The sequence below is a fragment of the Citrobacter sp. Cpo069 genome (assembly GCF_030332785.1).
Lineage (GTDB): Bacteria > Pseudomonadota > Gammaproteobacteria > Enterobacterales > Enterobacteriaceae > Citrobacter > Citrobacter portucalensis.
Map to the genome: position 1 here is coordinate 1 of NZ_JAOWHD010000060.1, position 18,971 is coordinate 18,971.

Sequence of the window (18,971 nt, forward strand, 5' to 3'; positions counted from 1 at the left end):
AATAAATATCCTCCGGCATAGCCGGAGGTTTTTCTGATGCGCCTATAAGGCTCTGTTACCAGCCGCGCCCTAACAGGCGCATACGATCTGACATTTGCATCAGACTTCGTTACTTACGGCCCGTAAACGGGCTACCCGGATAAGGGATCGATAACTGCTCGCCCATTTTATCCTCTGCAAGCTGGTGCTTTATGTATTCCTGTATCCTTGCTGTGTTCTTACCCACCGTATCTACGTAATACCCACGACACCAGAACTCCCTGTTCCTGTATTTAAACTTCATATCACCAAACTGCTCATACAACATCAGACTGCTTTTACCTTTCAGATAACCCATAAAACCGGATACGCTCATTTTGGGCGGGATTTCCACAAGCATATGGATATGATCTGCACAGCATTCCGCTTCCAGGATCCGCACGTTTTTCCACTCACACAGCTTTCTTAAGATGCTGCCTATCGCCCTACGTTTCTCCCCGTAGAATGCTTGTCTTCGGTATTTGGGCGCAAAAACTATGTGATATTTACAGTTCCATCGGGTGTGCGCTAAGCTCTTTTCGTCCCCCATTGGGACCCCCTTTTGATTTCTTGTTTAACCCTTGCAGTTGCCAGACCGCAAGGTGTTTTAACAAATCAAAAGGGGTTTTAATAACTGGCCCAAAGCTGAAAGCTTTCCGGAACCTCCAGCCTAGCTGGGGGTTTTCTGTGCACAATCAACCGCCAGAAATTTCTGGCGGTTTTATCCTTCTTTCGTGTGCTTCATTCTATACATAGCGCTATCCGCATTCTGAATGGCCACATCAAGTTCACCATTCACCTCTGCAATCCCCCACGATACTGACAATGGCACGGTATGGCCATCCACCACAAACACATGGCTGGTCACCTGCCCACTAATACGTTGCGCGATTGCTATAGCGTCAGTTGCCTGCGATCGAAACAGCAGGATCATAAATTCATCCCCGCCGGTACGAATCACAATATCGTGACTGGTGCGGGTGTTTGACAGCATTCTGTTGGCGATAATTTGCAGCGCACGATCGCCTGCCGCGTGGCCCCAGGTGTCATTGACGGCCTTGAACTTATTACAGTCAAGTAGCACCACCGAGCAGTGTGATAAATCCCGACGCTTGATGATGTCGAGAATTCGACGGTTAAAACAGCCGGTCAGAGTATCGATATAAACTTTGAGGTCACTTTCGTTCAGCCATGACTTTAACGAGAAGCTAATGATGATGAAAAAGAACGGCGCCAGCAGGATAACAATCCCGGCATGTGCGTCACGCGCCATAAAACGGCCTAATGAAAGCGAATAGTGCAGCGCATATTTCTCCGAAAAATTGCGCACCATAAAGCGGGATTGACCGGTACATTTACCGGATAAACAGAGACTCTCATGGTTTGTTAAATTCACCAACTCCACATTCAGCTCCGGTGGAATTTGGTTGTCAAATGCCTGGGCTAACGCTTCCTGCAATTCGGGCTTTGAATGGTCATAGACCAGATAGGCTACGATTTGGTCTGATATCTCTTTGCCAGACAGATCGTAGATATAACTCACCACGCTATAAGCTTTTTCACCGGTAATTTTATCGGTATAAAAATTCGTCGAACTAAGGGCTTTGTTTTTGACGTTTTTTTGCAGTAATCGAGTATAGAAATCGACCGGAGGATAGAAAAAGTTGGTGATATCCCGTGCCATTTCAGAATTAGAGAAACTGAAATTGCGGGAATCGGAAGCCATAAACCAGTAAAAATAATCTGAGTTTTTGGCGATAATATAACGATGTGCATCAAAACTGCCCGGGTTTAGCTCATTGACCATACCACGAATAAATTCAGCCGCTGTATACATACACAGCGCATTGTGGCTGGTTTGCTGGGCAACCATTGTCCCGGTCGCCGAATGCAGCCGCTTTGGGTCGGCGTTAATTCCCCATTCCTGATCATTCCGAGGAACAAATCGAGACATATCGCCACATTGCTCGCCATTTTTGATGTGGTGATAGCGCTCACCAATCGCATCAGCGATCAGCTCATTATCGTTAAAAATGTCCATCATGCGCGCTTGCAGGCGGTTGACACCTTCGCTGGCAGCGGCCATTCGCTGTTCATAAATAATAAACAGAAACAACGACGTAAATACCAACGTAATGAGCCCTGATACCAGCAGTGCCTGCCTGTTTCTGAGCTTATCCTGCACAATCTTCACGAGTCCACCCTGATAGTTAACAGTATTGCCAAATCGGTTACCCGTTTATGTTGTTGCATAACAGCGTTGTACGTTGATAGAGAATGTTCGCCACCCCGAAGCAGGTAAGTTGATGCAGCCCGCAGTCGCGCGCTTAGGTTACAGTTTTATACAACAAAAGCACATATTTGTTAACATAAGCGCAAACTAATCATCACCTTCAATAGGATACCCTGCCCGTCGAATGGCCTCGCGGCAGTCGTTTACGCCTGCGGCATAGCCCGCCTCAATCTCACAAACCGGACTGGCGCTGCAATAAGGTAGTGTAACCGGAGTCGCAATAAGTTTCTCCAGCGCCTCTATTTTATCCATGCAAAGCAATAACTCACGTGCAGCACTCACGGCAAACGCTGCCGTTTGTTCTTCGGAGAACGGTTCCAGAAGTGTGATTTTTTGCTGTAGCAGATGGCGGGTCAACATCATCAGCAATACCCTCAAAGTTGTTTTGCTTAAAGAGTAGCACTACATCAAAGGGAGAAAGGTAGGATGGGATTGTTTAAACGATGGGTCGAGGTAAGGATATTGTCTGAAAACGGTAACAGACAGCTCCGTGCGAATCTCTGGCGAAGATCAGAAAATTTAGTTGATGACGATGGAAAATATCCGAGTTTGTAATAATGGTGCACTCATTTTTTCCATACTGTCTGAGACTGTCAATCATTGGACTATTCTGAGCAAGAAGCGGACCACATAATCTGATGTAAAGCTTCACTGATAATGTCGGGACAGTGATGAGTGAGAAACTCACGTTGTGCTTACACCAGATTATCTGGAATGATGGAGTTAACATCTCAATTGTTCATAGCGGTGCTGAGTGGATGCAGGATATCGCGGGGCATATTGGACGTATAACGTTTATCGCGTACCTAAGAAGTTATGGCCAGAGATTTTAATTATTACATTTTCTTTTTTAAGATAGTGGTTTTTATCAGTTTTTTAGAATAGATATATCTGGCCAGACATTCTTCTTCATAACAATTTTATGAGTTAAAAAAATCTGCCATAATGACAGATTCTTTTAATCTATCATTAGAGATTAGCAACGTTATGATATACTTTTTGAACATCATCGTCATCTTCAAGGGCATCAACAAGCCCTGCAAAGACTTCTAAATCTTCTGGTGAAAGTTCAATTTCTGATTGAGCAATCATCTCTAATTCTGTGGTAGAGAATTCAGTAATCCCTGCGGCTTTTAAAGCTGCAATGCCTTTGTGAAGATCTGTAGATTCTGTATAAATAACGATGTTTCCTTCTTCTTCGGTTACATCACGAACATCTACTTCAGCATTAAGCAAAATTTCAAAAATGTGGTCAGGATCTGTCCCTTCAAATACAATCACTCCGGTATTGTCAAACATATAGCTGACAGAACCAGCCGCTCCGATATTCCCGCCTTTTTTATTAAAAATTGAGCGGACATTAGCAATCGTACGGTTAACATTTGAAGTCAATGTTTCAGCGATAATCAGTGAACCACTGGGACCAAAGCCTTCATAACGCCCTTGCACGAACGTTTCATCGCTGCCGCCTTTGGCTTTATCAATAGCTTTATCAATAACGTGTTTTGGAACCTGCGCTTGTTTAGCACGTTCAATAACGAATTTTAAAGTTGTATTTAATTCTGGGTCTGGTTCGCCTTGTTTAGCAGCAGCATAAATTTCGACACCAAATTTTGCATATACATTAGACGTTGCACCGTCTTTAGCTGTTTTTTTAGCAACAATATTTGCCCACTTACGTCCCACTGGAATGATCTCCTCAAAAATTCATTTACATAGCCGACAGGTAAATAACCTAGCATTACATTATATCATGACGTATAAATCCTCGTCTATTAAAAATAAAAATATTAGAATTTTACGATATGTTACTTTAATTTTATCAATAGTTAACATTATTGATAAATTATCCTCTGGTTCTTTTTTGTTCTTAATAAATGGTCCGCAGCAATAATGCATAAGTGAAGAGAAACAAAAGTGATATTCCAGACAAACACTTCTACTATTAAAGTTGCTGCTGCACTGCTTATAGCGAGGTTTCGACACACAAATTTTGTCAGGCCAGAGGAGCAAAATAATGGCCGTTCAAGACAACGACACGCGTGGAAAAGAATGAAAAAAAACTGGTCACTTGATGACCAGTTTTGCAGGGGTTTTGCAGAAGAACTTAAAAACGATAACCCGCAGAGAACATAAACACCCACGGATCGAGGCGTACACTGTCTCGCTGCTGGACGCCACCCATTTTATAGCTTGCGGTGGTATCGATATCCATGTACCAGACCGACATGTTAATCAACCAGTCGCGGTTAATCAGATAGTCCATACCGACTTGCCCTGCTGCCCCCCAGGAATCTTTCAGACTCAGGTCCGATAACCCTGTTTCTTTACCGTTATCGTTAAAGCCTTCATCGAAGAAGGTCGTGTAGTTCACCCCAACACCTACGTACGGACGCAGTTTACTGCTGGAGTCACCGAAGTACCACTGCGCCATTAACGTCGGCGGTAAATGATGTACGGTGGCAATATCCCCCGTTGCAGCAGTGCCGATTTTATGGCGGAACGGCGTAGCTGCCAGTAATTCAACACCGATATTGTCGGTTGCCATGTAGGTAAATGTCAGACCCAGCTGCGTGTTATTGCTGACATCAAAGCCACCTAAGCTGCCCAGCGTACCACCTGCACCTTCCGTCGGCCTGACGGTGGCTGAACCTGCACGAATAAAGAACTCTCCAGCTTCATGCGCAAATGCGTTACCAGAGAGAAGAGTTGTTAAAGCCAATGCTGCAACTGTTAATTTTTTCATGTCCGCTCCATCGTTATGGTTATAAAAGCGGAACGAATATACCCACATTGGAGTAATAAGTGATCTAACATGGATCACATTGACTTTGATAATTTAACATTTATTGATCCAGATTAAGTTAGAACTTGCATTCAAAATCCTGGTTAAATTAATTCAGATCAATTTTGATATATTTTCAATGTGCAAGTACCCCCAGCTCATTGCTGATGGGTGATGGATATCTGCGCGTGATGCGCAGATAACAAACAGCGTTTATGCACGACGCTGAAGTCATAGCCAAAAATTACTGCAGCTTTACAAAGATATGCTTTTCCATACATCGCGCGATGCTGCCACTGTAGAGTTATCCAGGGTACAATTGCCCGCAAATGAACACCTGCAAAACTCAAGGAGAGTGCATGTCTATCACGGCGAAATCCGTTTACCGTGACACGGGAAACTTTTTCCGTAATCAATTCATTACCATCTTGCTGGTATCGTTGTTGTGCGCGTTTATCACAGTGGTGTTAGGGCATGCCTTTTCCCCCACTGACGCACAAATTGCGCAACTCAGTGAAGGCGATCAGTTAACCAGCAGCGTGGGGCTGTTCGATCTGGTGCAAAACATGACCCCGGAGCAACAGCAAATTTTGCTACGCGCTTCCGCGGCGTCGACGTTTTCCGGTCTGATTGGTAATGCCATCCTCGCCGGGGGGGTCATCCTGATGATTCAGCTGATTTCAGCAGGTCATCGGGTCAGTGCGTTACGTGCTATCGGCGCCAGTGCGCCAGTGTTACCGAAGCTGTTTATTCTGATTTTTTTGACTACTCTGCTAGTGCAAATCGGTATTATGCTGGTTGTTGTTCCCGGTATTCTGCTGGCGATCCTGCTGGCACTCGCACCGGTGATGTTGGTACAGGACAAAATGGGTGTCTTTGCCGCGATGCGCAACAGTATGCGTCTGGCGTGGTCGAATATGCGACTAGTTGCGCCGGCAGTGATCGGTTGGTTGCTGGCAAAAACGCTGCTGTTGCTTTTTGCGCCAAGTTTTGCAGTACTTACGCCGAATGTAGGCGCGGTATTGGCGAATACGCTGAGCAATATGATCTCCGCCGTGTTGCTGATCTATTTGTTCCGCCTGTACATGCTGATTCGCCAATAAACCCTGAACGCATTCCGGGCTTGTACCCGGTGCTTTTGATTACGGAATCGAAGAATGAAGCAGTTTCTTGATTTTTTACCGCTGGTTGTCTTTTTTGCTTTTTATAAGCTTTACGACATCTATGCGGCGACCTCGGCGCTGATTGTCGCGACGGCTGTGGTGTTGATTTACAGCTGGGTTCGCTATCGCAAGGTCGAGAAGATGGCGTTAATCACCTTTGTCCTGGTGGCCGTATTTGGTGGTTTGACTATTTTTTTCCACAACGATGAATTCATTAAGTGGAAAGTAACGGTGATTTACGGGCTGTTTGCTGGTGCTCTGCTGGTTAGCCAGTGGGTGATGAAAAAGCCGCTGATTCAACGCATGTTAGGTAAAGAGCTGACCCTGCCGCAGCCGGTGTGGTCGAAACTTAATCTAGCCTGGGCCGTATTTTTCATCCTGTGTGGCCTGGCGAATATCTATATTGCATTTTGGCTACCGCAGAACATTTGGGTCAACTTCAAAGTGTTCGGCCTGACCGCCCTGACTTTATTCTTTACGCTGCTGAGTGGGGTCTATATTTACCGTCATCTGCCGCAAGAAGATAAATCGTAATACATGCTCGCCAGATCTGCGGATCTGGCGAATTTTTATCCCTTCGCGTTCCATAGAGCTGACAACCTGACTTACATCTGCTCCGCACGCCGCATCCCCTCTGTTCTCAACGCATAAATTCTAGTAGCATCGCGCCTGTAATCTTTCTCTATAGTCGGTTCTACAATGACAACAACGAATAACACTCCCCAGGGTGAACTGGTTTTACGTACTCTGGCCATGCCTGCCGATACCAACGCGAACGGTGATATTTTTGGCGGCTGGCTGATGTCACAAATGGATATAGGTGGCGCGATTCAGGCCAAAGAGATCGCACATGGTCGTGTGGTAACGGTGCGAGTGGAAGGGATGAGCTTTTTGCGCCCGGTCGCCGTAGGTGATGTGGTGTGTTGCTATGCACGCTGTGTGAAACGCGGGACAACCTCGATCAGCATCAATATTGAAGTTTGGGTGAAGAAAGTTGCTTCTGAACCAATTGGACAGCGCTATAAGGCTACCGAAGCTCTGTTTATCTACGTTGCTGTTGATAAAGACGGGAAACCACGTCCAATTCCCACGTTGGTCTGATAGCACACGTCAGTACTGCTATCCGGCAATCATCACTCTTGATCATTGCCGGACGGCCTGATGCTTACTCGATCTGCGTTGTGCCGTTTAATTTGAAAACAATATTCACCACAAGTCCGGAACCGGGTTTACCTGCTTCATAACGCCATCTACGCATCGCGTTTTTCACTTCACGTTCAAACATATTGGCAGGCTGTGCCGACAGGATCTCCACATTTTCAACCCGGCCATCCGGCGTTACGTTAAATTTGACCTTTACCCGGCCTTCAATGCGCAGCGCCTGAGCTCGAGCCGGATACTGAGGCTGATTACGGCTTAAAGCGCGTGGACCCGATGGCGCACTGACCACCGGTTTGCTGGTAGTTGCCGGCGCGGTATTGGTCATTGTGCGAGTAGGTGCCGTATTTTCCAGTGGGGAGGCCGGGCGCGGTTCTGCTGGTTTAACATCGCGTTTCGGTTGCTCTTCCACCTTTTTCACCGGTTTTGGCTTCGGTTTAGGCTTGGGCTTCGGTTTTTCAATCACCACCGGCGCCTCTTTTGGTGGCTCTGGAATCGGTTCAGGTTCCGGTTCAGGCTCGACAACGGGTTCCGGCGGCGGCTGAACGGCCTGAGGCGGTTCGAGATCGGCAGGCGCGACCATCGTGACAGAGATCGGCTGCGCTGGCGCAGGTAGTTCAATAACCTGATGTACCGAGGTATACAGCAAACCAGCCACTACGGCACCATGAATGCCGACAGACAGTAACGTTGGCCAGGGAAAGCGACGAGGTAAATCAAGGGTCATTGAAGTCATAATCGTTTCAGTAAAAAAACCAGGCCCTGATTTTAAATGCAAATAGCAATCATATTCAATAAGCCCGTGGTGCTAACTGACATTTAAAACGCGATTTTATGATAAAAAACCACTTTCAGAGTATGGCCTTAACATATCAGTTATCTTTCCGTTGCAGTTGTTAGGCCTTTCCAATAACGTTATTAACGACTTTTACCGTTCAAGGAGCTCTACCCGTGCTGTATGTTATTTACGCTCAAGATATCGCAGACTCTCTCGAAAAACGTCTTTCCGTGCGCCCTGCTCATCTGGCTCGCCTGCAACTCCTTCATGACGAAGGTCGTTTGCTCACGGCGGGCCCCATGCCAGCGGTCGACAGTAACGATCCCGGTGCGGCGGGTTTTACCGGCTCGACGGTGATTGCCGAATTTGAATCTTTGGAGGCGGCACAGGCGTGGGCAGATGCCGATCCGTATGTTGCGGCGGGCGTTTATGCGCAGGTTTCAGTAAAACCTTACAAGAAAGTATTTTAAAAAACAGAACAAACGCAGACATTGGGCACCGCCAGCGGTGCCCTTTTAGATCAGATACTGTGGATTGCAAACAGCAACGAGTTGCGTTGATGGTTGAGAATGCACTTTCTGATAGTGTGGATACGCATATTACGACGCGATTGTCCTTCAAGCCAACGTGCTTTACGGCGGCTAGCCTGACGCAGCATCCGCCAGCGTCCCACTTCCGTTCTACTACGCTTCATGTTAACTACTCTTCCAGTCACTGAGCGGCCATTATAACGCCAGACCGAATGCAGGCCAGTGGTTTTCCCGTGTTTTTATTTGCCAGATTAATCCTTATGCGTAAACTCTTAACAATACGCTTTCAAAAGGATTTTTAAATTTATGACAACCTTCTACACCGTGGTGAGTTGGCTGGTCATTCTGGGTTACTGGGTACTCATTGCTGGCGTAACGTTACGCATTCTGATGAAGCGACGCGCAGTGCCCTCCGCAATGGCCTGGCTGTTGATCATCTACATTCTGCCATTGGTAGGAATCATTGCTTATCTGTCTTTTGGTGAACTTCACCTGGGCAAGCGACGTGCCGAACGCGCCCGGGCGATGTGGCCTTCAACCGCCAAATGGCTGAACGACCTCAAGGCCTGCAAGCATATTTTTGCCCAGGAAAATAGCAGCGTCGCCTCTTCGTTATTTAAACTGTGCGAGCGTCGTCAGGGAATAGCCGGCGTAAAGGGAAACCAGCTGCAGTTGCTCACCAGTTCAGATGACGTGATGCAGGCGCTGATCCGTGATATTCAGCTGGCGCGCCACAACATCGAAATGGTGTTCTACATATGGCAGCCAGGCGGTATGGCCGATCAGGTAGCCGAGTCGTTAATGGCTGCTGCGAGACGTGGCATTCACTGTCGCCTGATGCTGGACTCCGCCGGCAGCGTAGCGTTCTTCCGCAGTCCTTGGGCGGCGATGATGCGTAACGCAGGTATCGAGGTTGTAGAAGCGCTGAAGGTGAACCTGATGCGTGTATTTTTACGCCGTATGGACCTGCGTCAGCACCGCAAAATGATCATGATCGATAACTACATTGCTTATACCGGCAGCATGAACATGGTCGACCCGCGTTTCTTCAAACAAGATGCGGGTGTCGGGCAATGGGTTGATTTAATGGCCAGAATGGAAGGTCCTGTCGCCACTGCTATGGGCATTGTCTATTCCTGCGACTGGGAAATTGAGACCGGGAAGCGCATTTTGCCCCCGCCACCAGACGTCAATATCATGCCGTTTGAGCAAGCCAGCGGCCACACCATTCACACTATCGCCTCGGGTCCTGGTTTCCCTGAAGATTTGATTCATCAGGCGCTACTAACCGCTGCTTATTCAGCACGTGAATATTTAATAATGACCACACCCTACTTCGTCCCCAGCGACGATCTGTTGCACGCGATCTGCACAGCAGCGCAGCGTGGGGTTGACGTCAGTATCATTCTTCCACGTAAAAATGACTCCCTGCTGGTTGGCTGGGCAAGCCGGGCCTTTTTCACCGAGCTGCTGGCGGCTGGCGTTAAAATTTATCAGTTCGAAGGTGGCTTGCTGCACACCAAGAGCGTACTGGTCGATGGCGAGCTGAGCCTGGTCGGTACGGTTAACCTGGATATGCGCAGTCTGTGGCTCAATTTTGAAATCACGCTGGTCATTGATGATGCCGGATTCGGTGGCGATCTCGCGGCAGTACAGGATGATTATATTTCGCGTTCCCGCCTGCTTGATGCCCGTTTGTGGGTAAAACGACCACTCTGGCAGCGGATAGCAGAGCGACTGTTTTACTTCTTTAGTCCGTTGCTGTAAAACGTGCCCATTAGACAGTAAACAGGTAGTCATTATGGATATGGATTTGAACAATCGCCTGACCGAAGACGAAACGCTTGAGCAGGCTTATGACATTTTTCTCGAACTGGCTGCGGACAATCTGGATCCAGCCGACATCATTCTGTTCAATTTGCAGTTTGAAGAGCGTGGCGGTGCCGAGTTGTTCGATCCGGCAGAAGACTGGCAGGAGCATGTTGATTTTGACCTGAACCCTGACTTCTTTGCCGAGGTGGTGATTGGTCTGGCAGATACAGAAGACGGCGAGATTAACGATATTTTCGCGCGCGTTTTATTATGTCGCGAAAAAGATCATAAGCTCTGCCATATTCTCTGGCGCGAATAATCAAACAAAAAAGCTGCTCTCGCAGCTTTTTTCATTTTTAACCCGGCAGTTTACTTCCACAGCGGTTACAAAATTGCGCACTATTTTCGTGCTGCGCCTGCTGGCACTGGGGACATTTTCGTTGGTGCCCGCGCTGCTGGAACGCACTGCTCATGTGCGTGGTAATCAATCCCGTCGGTATCGCAATCACCGAGTAACCAATCAGGATAAGCACGGACGCCACCATGCGCCCCAATGGTGTGTGTGGCGTGATATCGCCATAGCCGACGGTGGTTACAGTAACAATCGCCCAATACACCGACGCATTCAGCGTAGTAAACCCATATTTTGGCCCTTCAATCAGATACATCATCGCGCCAAAAACCACCATCAGAATGGCAATAAAGGAATAGAACAGCATCAGCTGATGTCGGGCGCTTTTTAACGCATTCCAGAACACCCGCAGAGAAGGCATAAAGCGCAGCAGCTTGAGAATACGCAGGACGCGCAGGACACGCATCGCTCGCCAGGCGAAAACATAGCTCAGACTGATTTCCGGCCATAGCCACATCACATACAGCGGCAGAATGGTGGCAAGGTCAATTATCCCCCAGAAGCTGAACACATATTTAGCGGGGTTGGCCCAGCAACATAAGCGCAGAAGATATTCGAGGGTGAAGACCAGAGTAATAAAGATCTCCAGCCAGACAAAAACGCGCCATTCCTCAAAGGTTAAATGGTATTGCGTCCCTACTCCGGACTCAATGAAGATAACGATAACGCTGAGCAAGGCAAATAGCGCACACATACCTTCAAAGCGACGCCCTGAACGGGTATTTAAATCAAATAATTTGCGATAGAGCGCACGGCGGACAGAAGAGACTAAACCAGGCACAGATACCTCACCAAAAAAAGGGCTGACCTTTGTCAGCCCTCAGGATTATAGCGGGTCTACTTTCAGGCAGGAAACTGCATGTCGGAAACTTCCTTCCAGAACCGGGCGCGTTTTTGCGCATTCCGGTCCAGCAATCGGACAGCGCGTACGGAACACGCAACCGGAAGGAGGATTAATCGGGGACGGTAACTCGCCTTCCAGCAACTGGATAACCTTGTTCCTTTCCTGATCCGGATCGGGGATCGGCACCGCAGACATCAGCGCTTTGGTATAAGGATGCAGCGGGTTATGGTACACCTCGTCATAAGTCCCTAATTCCACCGCATGTCCGAGATACATAACCAGCACACGGTCGGAGATGTGTTTAACCACCGCGAGGTCGTGAGCAATGAAGATTAACGATAATCCCATTTCGCGCTGAAGCTGTTGCAGCAGGTTAACCACCTGGGCCTGGATTGACACGTCCAGCGCCGAAACTGGTTCATCACAGATAATTAACTTCGGTTCGAGGATCAGCGCGCGGGCAATACCGATACGCTGACACTGGCCACCGGAAAACTCATGTGGGTAGCGGTTAATCAGGTTGGGCAGTAATCCTACCTTCATCATCATCGCCTTCACACGGTCGGGGACCTCCTGACCAGGAAGATTCGGATGATAAGTTCGCAGCGGTTCGGCAATGATTTCACCAATGGTCATGCGCGGGTTTAACGATGCCAGCGGATCCTGGAAAATCATCTGGATATCGCTGCGCACTTCCCGCCACTCATCGGGTTTCATGCCCAGTAAATCTTTACCCAGCCAGGCAACCTTTCCATCGGTGGCCTTCACCAGGCCGATAATCGCACGGGCAAAGGTCGATTTCCCGCAGCCTGATTCACCGACCACGCCCAGGGTTTCGCCCTCATACAGTCGCAGGGTTACGCCATCAACCGCCTTCAGGGTTTTAGACGGTTGCCAGAACCACTGTTTGCCATCTTTAATATCGAAATGGACTTTAAGGTCGGCAATCTCAAGGAGCACTTTACGTTGTTCGGTCACCGTATTCATACCAGTTCCTCCACCGGCTTAAAGCAGGCACGCAGACGGCCTGGGCTAAATTCCTCCAGTGGCGGAGCACTGCTACAGATTTCCATCGCATGCGGGCAACGCGGCTGGAATGGACAACCTTTTGGTAGACGCAGTAAGTTCGGTGGGTTGCCAGGGATAGTGAGCATCTCTTCCCCTTCGGCATCCAGACGAGGTACGGCATTTAGCAAACCAATCGAATACGGATGAACGGGTTTATAAAAAACATCCCGCGCACTGCCGTATTCCATAGTACGTCCGGCGTACATCACCAGGACTTTATCGCAAATACCGGCAACAACCCCCAGATCGTGGGTGATCATGATAATCGCGGTGTTGAATTCACTTTTCAGTTCATTCAGCAGCGTCATAATTTGCGCCTGTACCGTCACATCGAGCGCAGTGGTTGGTTCATCGGCAATCAGTAATTTGGGCCTGCACAGCAGCGCCATGGCGATCATTACGCGCTGACGCATACCACCGGAGAATTCATGCGGATACATTTTCATACGCTTACGCGCTTCCGGCATCTTCACCGCATCCAGCATTCTGACCGACTCTTCAAAAGCTTCCGCTTTGCTCATGCCTTTATGCAGCATCAGAACTTCCATCAACTGCTCCCCGACCCGCATGTATGGATTGAGGGACGTCATCGGGTCCTGGAAAATCATCGAGATTTGCTCGGCGCGCAGTTTGTTCAGTTCACGTTCCGGTAAATTCAGAATTTCACGCCCGTTGAACGTTGCGGAGCCCCCGATACGACCATTCGCCGCCAGCAGCCCCATCAGGGCAAAGGCCGTTTGCGATTTACCCGAACCGGATTCACCGACAATACCCAACGTTTCTCCGGCTCGCAGAGAAAAGTTTAAATCGTTGACCGCAGTTACATCGCCGTCGGGGGTCGCAAACGTCACACGCAAATCTTTTACGTTTAGCAGTGCGTTAGCCTGTTGTTGCGCGAGCGGCGCGGTTGAGGTTTCAATTACGCTCATGGCTGCACTCCTTAACGGTCTTTCGGGTCGAGGGCATCACGCAGGCCATCGCCAATAAAGTTAAAACAGAACAAAGTGACCACCAGGAAACCTGCCGGGAACAGCAGCAGCCATGGTGAGACTTCCATCGAGTTGGCACCATCACTGAGCAGCGCGCCCCAGCTACTTAACGGTTCCTGCGTACCTAATCCCAAAAAGCTCAGGAAGGATTCAAACAGAATCATGCTCGGCACCAGCAATGAAGCGTATACCACCACTACGCCCAGCACGTTCGGCACGATATGACGGATAACGATACGTACGGTAGATACCCCACCCACTTGTGCTGCTTCAATGAACTCTTTGCGCTTGAGACTCAGCGTTTGTCCACGCACGATACGCGCCATATCGAGCCAGGAGACCATTCCGATAGCGACAAAAATCAGCAGGATATTTTGCCCAAAGAAGGTGACCAGCAGGATCACGAAGAACATGAACGGGAAGGAGTTGAGGATTTCCAGCAGACGCATCATTACCGAGTCAATTTTTCCGCCAAGGTAGCCCGACAGAGAACCGTACAACGTACCAACAACTACCGCGACCAGCGCCGCCGCAATACCGACCATCAGCGAAATGCGCCCGCCAATTGCCACGCGCACCAACAGGTCGCGTCCCGACGAGTCAGTACCGAAATAGTGGCCTGATTCCGTATCCGGCGCGCTGGACATCATGCCCCAGTCAGTATCGAAGTAGGTAAACTGCGACAACATCGGTGCCAGCGTCACGAACAGCGCAATAATTACCAGCACCACCAGGCTTGCTACCGCCGCGCGGTTATGCATAAAGCGTCGACGCGCGTCCTGCCACAGGCTGCGGCCTTCGACCTCCAGCTTTTCACTGAAATTCTCCAGCGCCTCGCTGTTTTTCTTACTTAACATCATAGCGAGCTCCAGTATCAGTAACGAATTTTCGGGTCGATAACGGCATACAGCACATCGACAATCGCGTTAAACACGATGGTCAGCGTACCCACCAGTATGGTCAGGCTAAGAACCAGCGAATAGTCGCGGTTTAACGCCCCATTGACGAACAACTGGCCAATACCCGGCAAGCCATAAATGGTTTCAATAACCATCGAACCGGTGATAATGCCGACAAATGCCGGTCCCATATAGGACAACACTGGCAACAGCGCAGGTTTCAACGCATGGCGGAAAATAATCCGCCGCATCGGCAGCCCTTTAGCGCGTGCGGTACGAATAAAGTTAGAGTGCAGTACTTCAATCATCGAACCACGAGTAATACGGGCGATACTGGCGATGTAGGCCAGTGACAAGGCCACCATCGGCAGGATCATAAATTTCAGCGCCCCGCCGTTCCAGCCCCCGCCGGGTAGCCATTTCAAGGTGATGGCAAATATCATGACCAATAAGGGAGCGACCACGAAACTGGGGATAACCACCCCGGTCATTGCCACCCCCATCACCGTATAGTCCCAACGTGTATTTTGCTTCAGCGCGGCTATCACTCCGGCGCTAACACCGACGAGCACCGCCAGAATAAAGGCTGCCGCACCCAGCTTCGCAGAAACCGGGAAGCTCGAGGCAACGAGGTCGTTAACCGTGTAGTCTTTATATTTAAAGGATGGTCCAAAATCGCCGTGCGCCAGCTGTTTCAGATAGCTGAAATACTGTGTGGAGATGGGATCGTTGAGATGATATTTCGCTTCAATATTAGCCAGCACTTCTGGCGGCAATGCGCGTTCCCCGGTGAATGGGCTTCCGGGCGCAAGGCGCATCATAAAGAATGAAATCGTAATAAGAATAAACAGCGTCGGAATCGCTTCCAGACAGCGACGTAATATAAATTTTAACATTGCCCGTACCTTCTGGCGTGTGCCTTTATACCCGTCATACTTCAAGCTGCAAGTGCGTTGGCTTTGCTCGCTCACGCCAGTCACTTACTTAAGTAAGCTCCTGGCGATTCGCTGCGTTGCCGCCTTCCTGCAACGTGAATTATTTAGGGTATACCTCTCTTTGTCTAAAGAGGTATTTATAGTTCGAAGAAAAAGACACTGTGGGGCAACATGATTGCCCCACGTCTTGCCATTAATGCTTGATAATATACAAGTCTTTAACGTGGATATTATCCATCGGGTCTTTACCGGAGTATCCGCCAACCCATGGTTTCACCAGGCGGGCGTTAACGTAGTAATAAACCGGTACAATCGCAGAATCTTTATCCAGCTGCTGTTCCGCTTTCGAATACAGTTCGCTGCGCTGCGCTTCATCCGTCACTTTCAGCGTATCCGCAATCAGCTTATCAAATGCCGGGCTCTTATAGTGGACGGTATTATTGGAGCTGTCGGACAGCACCATATTCAGGAAGGAGGTAGGTTCGTTATAGTCCGCACACCAGCCCGCACGTGAAACATCATAGTTGCCCTGATGGCGCGTATCGAGGAACGTTTTCCATTCCTGGTTTTCCAGCTTCACATTAGCACCCAGATTTTTCTTCCAGATAGATGCCGCGGCAATAGCCAGCTTCTTATGCAGGTCTGAGGTGTTATACAGCAGATCAAAGGTCAGCGGTTTCTCAGCGGTATATCCGGCCTCAGCCAGCAGTTTCTTCGCTTCTTCATTACGTTTTTCCTGAGACCACTTGAACCACTCTGGCTCAACCAGTTTCGCACCATCGGTGTATGGAGGAGTAAAGCTATATGCTGGCAGGTCACCCTGGTTTTTCACTTTATTGACGATAATGTCACGATCCAACGCCAGCTTCAGGGCGGTACGAACACGAACATCGTTGAACGGTGCTTTCTGGTTGTTGATTTCGTAATAATAGGTGCACAGATACGGGTCAACGTGGACTTCGTTCGGGATCTCTTTTTTCAGTTTCTGGAATAACTCAATCGGCATGTTGTTATAGGTCATGTCGATTTCACCGCTGCGATAGCGGTTAACGTCAGTCACTTCAGAAGAAATAGGCAGGTAGGTTACCTGGTTAATAACCGTTTTGGCGTTGTCCCAATAGTTGGTATTACGCTCAAGCACAATGCGCTCGTTCACAACCCAGTCTTTCAGTTTATACGCACCGTTAGTAACGATGTTAGCGGGCTGGGTCCACTTCTCGCCGAATTTTTCAACAGCCGCTCTGGGAACCGGTGAAACGGAAGAGTGCACAAGCAGTTTGTAGAAATAAGGAACTGGTTCGCTGAGGGTAACTTCAAAAGTATGATCGTCGAGAGCTTTTACGCCCAGATCGGTGACCGGTTTTTTACCGGCGATAATATCATCAATGTTGACAATATGACCGTACTGCAAATAACTGGCATACGGTGAAGCAGTATTTGGATTAGCCAAACGTTGCCAGCTATACACGAAATCTTGCGCGGTAACAGGCGTGCCGTCAGACCACTTAGCATCTTTACGCAGATGGAATGTCCAGACTTTAAAATCTTTATTTTCCCATTTTTCAGCCACGCCAGGCGATGGTTTGCCATCGACATCACTGATTAATAAACCTTCAAACAGGTCACGGTTAATGTTGGATTCAGGTACACCTTCGATTTTGTGGGGATCGAGTGATTGCACTTCCGAACCGTTATTACGCACCAGAGTCTGCTTTTCAGCAAGCTGCACACCCGCTGGCACTACTGCCGCCGTGGCAACATTTCCAGCGACTAGCGCAGTTAAGATCCCCGCAGCTACTAAACTTTTTTTAGTGATGTTAGTCATTGTGTTGTACTCCCTCATTATTATGGCTGGTTTTTTAACCAGACTGTTAATCCTGTCAGGATCCCTGTACGGCACCGGAGATTTTCTGCCGTCAGGTGGTTTATTGTTTTACTGCTTGCTATCACCGACTTTATTTATTCTGGCGATTCGTATGACCGCCTTGCGTCGATTCTCTACGTGCCTCCCCTGCCGGAAACACGCTATTACCCTGTTGAGAGAAACTAACTGCAAATGATTCTCATCAACGTGAATTCTTCTGCATAATACCAGGCCGGAAAGTATCAAATGCGTTTCTTAACCGCCAATACATTTTACAAATTTGTTAACCAATTCTCTTTTATTGGAAATAAATCTCACTTAAAAAGTCTTACGAATGAAGATTCATTATGGGAAATTCAAAAAAATCAATACATTATGTCGACCATGGTGTTATCCATCCTGTCCGAAGTCAACGCCATGTCAAAATGCACATAAATTTAACAATTGGTTATTAATTAGCACATTCATCTGAAATAAAGGCTGAAATAACTAATATCATTTCGATAATCCTTCAGCAAGCCCCAGAGTATGATGTTAATAAAATAACAGCAGTATTGGTCTTCGCCGGGCCTACTGGGACGTGTTATATCTTTTGAATCAATGGCTAACAGGAGAGTTAATCATCAGCATTTTTTATTATTGCTCTGCTGATTTTCAACTTTAGTGAGAAATTTTACTGATAATGAAAGGAAACGGAGCCGGACACGACTCCGTTTGCACAGAAGAGAGGTTTCAGGCCAGCAAACCAGGGAAAATGGATTTGATGCCTGTAACGATAAATTCGATACCCAAAGCCATTAACAGCAGCCCCATAATACGCGTAATGACGTTGATACCGGTTTGGCCCAACAGGCGCACTAACCATGGTGCCATGCGGAACAGCCCCCAGCAGCACAGGGCAAACAACGCAATCGCTACAAAAAAGCCAAACAGGTTAATCGCGCTATGATATCGCGTACCCCAAACAATAGTTGAGCTTATCGCCCCCGGCCCCGCCATCAACGGCAATGCCAACGGCACAACGCCGATACTTTCACGGATTGCGGTTTCTGATTTTTCCTGTTTGTTTTGTTTATCTTCCCCTAGTTTTCCACTAATCATTGACATCGCGATAGTCACAACCAGAATGCCGCCAGCGATCCTGAACGAGTCAATTGAGATGCCGAAGAGTTGCAGAATACCATCACCAAGAAACAGCGAAGTCCACAGGATGATTGCGACCGATAGGTTTGCCGTGAGGTTGGTTTTGTTTCGTGCTGCGGCAGTTTGATAGCTGGTCATACTGATAAAGACGGGGATGATCCCTACCGGGTTGACCAACGCAAATAACCCAATGAAAAATTTAAAATAGACAGGAAAATCAAATAGCGTTTGGATCACGGTTAGCTCCGAAGCGTTAGCCGGATAAAATGAGTCATAAAAA

Annotated in this window: 20 protein-coding genes and 1 pseudogene; 7 read left to right on the forward strand and 14 right to left on the reverse strand. The window is 48.2% G+C overall.

Translation table 11 applies throughout. The features are described from left to right. Nucleotides 1-109: 109 nt before the first annotated feature. The 5 genes from tnpA to ompW form a co-directional block, all read right to left on the reverse strand. Nucleotides 110-568: an IS200/IS605 family transposase gene (tnpA, locus tag OGY08_RS18770; protein ID WP_057069660.1), complete on the reverse strand. Its 459-nt coding sequence runs from the start codon at nucleotides 566-568 to the stop codon at nucleotides 110-112. A gap of 171 nt (nucleotides 569-739) precedes the next feature. After that, entirely contained in the window at nucleotides 740-2,212 is a 1,473-nt protein-coding gene (locus OGY08_RS18775) for a GGDEF domain-containing protein (RefSeq protein ID WP_079935304.1), read from the reverse strand. A 186-nt stretch (nucleotides 2,213-2,398) separates the two neighbouring features. Next, nucleotides 2,399-2,674, reverse strand: a complete 276-nt coding sequence (locus tag OGY08_RS18780) for a hypothetical protein (RefSeq protein ID WP_125363612.1) — start codon at nucleotides 2,672-2,674, stop codon at nucleotides 2,399-2,401. A 606-nt stretch (nucleotides 2,675-3,280) separates the two neighbouring features. Beyond that, nucleotides 3,281-3,997 carry a YebC/PmpR family DNA-binding transcriptional regulator gene (locus OGY08_RS18785; RefSeq protein ID WP_100272378.1) on the reverse strand — a complete coding sequence of 239 codons (717 nt, stop codon included), beginning with the start codon at nucleotides 3,995-3,997 and terminating at the stop codon, nucleotides 3,281-3,283. A 421-nt stretch (nucleotides 3,998-4,418) separates the two neighbouring features. Continuing rightward, nucleotides 4,419-5,057 carry an outer membrane protein OmpW gene (gene ompW, locus OGY08_RS18790; RefSeq protein WP_003833354.1) on the reverse strand — a complete coding sequence of 213 codons (639 nt, stop codon included), beginning with the start codon at nucleotides 5,055-5,057 and terminating at the stop codon, nucleotides 4,419-4,421. A gap of 292 nt (nucleotides 5,058-5,349) precedes the next feature. Here ompW and OGY08_RS18795 point away from each other — a divergent pair. The 4 genes and pseudogenes from OGY08_RS18795 to yciA all read left to right on the forward strand — a co-directional run. Beyond that, nucleotides 5,350-5,427 (forward strand): annotated as a pseudogene (locus OGY08_RS18795) (YkgJ family cysteine cluster protein); the annotation flags it as partial. Nucleotides 5,428-5,455: 28 nt separating this feature from the next. After that, nucleotides 5,456-6,199 (forward strand): YciC family protein, encoded by a 744-nt coding sequence (locus tag OGY08_RS18800; protein WP_003020663.1) that lies wholly within the window; start codon nucleotides 5,456-5,458, stop codon nucleotides 6,197-6,199. Between the two features lie 54 nt (nucleotides 6,200-6,253). Then, the gene (locus OGY08_RS18805; protein WP_003020667.1) at nucleotides 6,254-6,793 is read left to right on the forward strand and encodes a septation protein A; all 540 of its coding nucleotides are present in this window, start codon (nucleotides 6,254-6,256) and stop codon (nucleotides 6,791-6,793) included. 165 nt (nucleotides 6,794-6,958) lie between these two features. After that, entirely contained in the window at nucleotides 6,959-7,360 is a 402-nt protein-coding gene (gene yciA, locus OGY08_RS18810) for an acyl-CoA thioester hydrolase YciA (RefSeq protein WP_008784945.1), read from the forward strand. Nucleotides 7,361-7,424: 64 nt separating this feature from the next. Here the strand turns inward: yciA and tonB are convergent, their stop codons facing one another. After that, the gene (gene tonB / locus OGY08_RS18815) at nucleotides 7,425-8,153 is read right to left on the reverse strand and encodes a TonB system transport protein TonB (protein WP_168150127.1); all 729 of its coding nucleotides are present in this window, start codon (nucleotides 8,151-8,153) and stop codon (nucleotides 7,425-7,427) included. Between the two features lie 215 nt (nucleotides 8,154-8,368). Here tonB and OGY08_RS18820 point away from each other — a divergent pair, with 215 nt between their 5' ends. Next, a complete protein-coding gene (locus OGY08_RS18820) occupies nucleotides 8,369-8,665 on the forward strand; it encodes a YciI family protein (RefSeq protein ID WP_048211485.1) in 297 nt (98 codons plus the stop codon). Nucleotides 8,666-8,715: 50 nt separating this feature from the next. Here the strand turns inward: OGY08_RS18820 and OGY08_RS18825 are convergent, their stop codons facing one another. Next, the gene (locus OGY08_RS18825; protein WP_003020684.1) at nucleotides 8,716-8,889 is read right to left on the reverse strand and encodes a YciY family protein; all 174 of its coding nucleotides are present in this window, start codon (nucleotides 8,887-8,889) and stop codon (nucleotides 8,716-8,718) included. Nucleotides 8,890-9,031: 142 nt separating this feature from the next. Between OGY08_RS18825 and cls the strand changes: the two genes are divergently transcribed. Then, nucleotides 9,032-10,492: a cardiolipin synthase gene (cls, locus tag OGY08_RS18830; RefSeq protein WP_003020687.1), complete on the forward strand. Its 1,461-nt coding sequence runs from the start codon at nucleotides 9,032-9,034 to the stop codon at nucleotides 10,490-10,492. A 34-nt stretch (nucleotides 10,493-10,526) separates the two neighbouring features. Further along, nucleotides 10,527-10,856, forward strand: a complete 330-nt coding sequence (locus OGY08_RS18835; protein WP_003020691.1) for an HI1450 family dsDNA-mimic protein — start codon at nucleotides 10,527-10,529, stop codon at nucleotides 10,854-10,856. Nucleotides 10,857-10,893: 37 nt separating this feature from the next. Here the strand turns inward: OGY08_RS18835 and OGY08_RS18840 are convergent, their stop codons facing one another. From OGY08_RS18840 to ychE, 7 genes are all read right to left on the reverse strand, one after another. Next, nucleotides 10,894-11,730, reverse strand: coding sequence for an ion transporter (locus OGY08_RS18840; RefSeq protein WP_008784948.1), 837 nt, complete (start codon nucleotides 11,728-11,730; stop codon nucleotides 10,894-10,896). Nucleotides 11,731-11,775: 45 nt separating this feature from the next. After that, on the reverse strand, nucleotides 11,776-12,780 hold the full coding sequence (gene oppF, locus OGY08_RS18845; protein ID WP_286566312.1) for a murein tripeptide/oligopeptide ABC transporter ATP-binding protein OppF: 1,005 nt from the start codon (nucleotides 12,778-12,780) through the stop codon (nucleotides 11,776-11,778). Beyond that, nucleotides 12,777-13,790, reverse strand: a complete 1,014-nt coding sequence (gene oppD, locus OGY08_RS18850; protein WP_003833364.1) for a murein tripeptide/oligopeptide ABC transporter ATP-binding protein OppD — start codon at nucleotides 13,788-13,790, stop codon at nucleotides 12,777-12,779. The genes oppF and oppD overlap by 4 nt, the downstream gene beginning before the upstream one ends. Before the next feature lie 11 nt (nucleotides 13,791-13,801). Further along, the gene (oppC, locus tag OGY08_RS18855; protein WP_003020701.1) at nucleotides 13,802-14,710 is read right to left on the reverse strand and encodes an oligopeptide ABC transporter permease OppC; all 909 of its coding nucleotides are present in this window, start codon (nucleotides 14,708-14,710) and stop codon (nucleotides 13,802-13,804) included. A gap of 14 nt (nucleotides 14,711-14,724) precedes the next feature. Continuing rightward, a complete protein-coding gene (gene oppB, locus OGY08_RS18860; protein WP_003020708.1) occupies nucleotides 14,725-15,645 on the reverse strand; it encodes an oligopeptide ABC transporter permease OppB in 921 nt (306 codons plus the stop codon). Nucleotides 15,646-15,877: 232 nt separating this feature from the next. After that, nucleotides 15,878-17,509 (reverse strand): oligopeptide ABC transporter substrate-binding protein OppA, encoded by a 1,632-nt coding sequence (oppA, locus tag OGY08_RS18865; protein ID WP_048216252.1) that lies wholly within the window; start codon nucleotides 17,507-17,509, stop codon nucleotides 15,878-15,880. 771 nt (nucleotides 17,510-18,280) lie between these two features. Continuing rightward, complete coding sequence (gene ychE, locus OGY08_RS18870; RefSeq protein WP_003020714.1) at nucleotides 18,281-18,928, reverse strand: NAAT family transporter YchE; 648 nt, start codon at nucleotides 18,926-18,928, stop codon at nucleotides 18,281-18,283. Nucleotides 18,929-18,971: the final 43 nt, after the last annotated feature.

What these genes read in the sequence shown, in the direction of transcription:
- tnpA (WP_057069660.1), bottom strand. Translation starts at nt 568, where the DNA reads ATGGGGGACGAAAAGAGCTTAGCGCACACCCGATGGAACTGTAAATAT.
- OGY08_RS18780 (WP_125363612.1), bottom strand. Translation starts at nt 2,674, where the DNA reads ATGATGTTGACCCGCCATCTGCTACAGCAAAAAATCACACTTCTGGAA.
- ompW (WP_003833354.1), bottom strand. Translation starts at nt 5,057, where the DNA reads ATGAAAAAATTAACAGTTGCAGCATTGGCTTTAACAACTCTTCTCTCT.
- OGY08_RS18800 (WP_003020663.1), top strand. Translation starts at nt 5,456, where the DNA reads ATGTCTATCACGGCGAAATCCGTTTACCGTGACACGGGAAACTTTTTC.
- OGY08_RS18805 (WP_003020667.1), top strand. Translation starts at nt 6,254, where the DNA reads ATGAAGCAGTTTCTTGATTTTTTACCGCTGGTTGTCTTTTTTGCTTTT.
- yciA (WP_008784945.1), top strand. Translation starts at nt 6,959, where the DNA reads ATGACAACAACGAATAACACTCCCCAGGGTGAACTGGTTTTACGTACT.
- tonB (WP_168150127.1), bottom strand. Translation starts at nt 8,153, where the DNA reads ATGACTTCAATGACCCTTGATTTACCTCGTCGCTTTCCCTGGCCAACG.
- OGY08_RS18825 (WP_003020684.1), bottom strand. Translation starts at nt 8,889, where the DNA reads ATGAAGCGTAGTAGAACGGAAGTGGGACGCTGGCGGATGCTGCGTCAG.
- cls (WP_003020687.1), top strand. Translation starts at nt 9,032, where the DNA reads ATGACAACCTTCTACACCGTGGTGAGTTGGCTGGTCATTCTGGGTTAC.
- OGY08_RS18835 (WP_003020691.1), top strand. Translation starts at nt 10,527, where the DNA reads ATGGATATGGATTTGAACAATCGCCTGACCGAAGACGAAACGCTTGAG.
- oppF (WP_286566312.1), bottom strand. Translation starts at nt 12,780, where the DNA reads ATGAATACGGTGACCGAACAACGTAAAGTGCTCCTTGAGATTGCCGAC.
- oppD (WP_003833364.1), bottom strand. Translation starts at nt 13,790, where the DNA reads ATGAGCGTAATTGAAACCTCAACCGCGCCGCTCGCGCAACAACAGGCT.
- oppC (WP_003020701.1), bottom strand. Translation starts at nt 14,710, where the DNA reads ATGATGTTAAGTAAGAAAAACAGCGAGGCGCTGGAGAATTTCAGTGAA.
- oppB (WP_003020708.1), bottom strand. Translation starts at nt 15,645, where the DNA reads ATGTTAAAATTTATATTACGTCGCTGTCTGGAAGCGATTCCGACGCTG.
- oppA (WP_048216252.1), bottom strand. Translation starts at nt 17,509, where the DNA reads ATGACTAACATCACTAAAAAAAGTTTAGTAGCTGCGGGGATCTTAACT.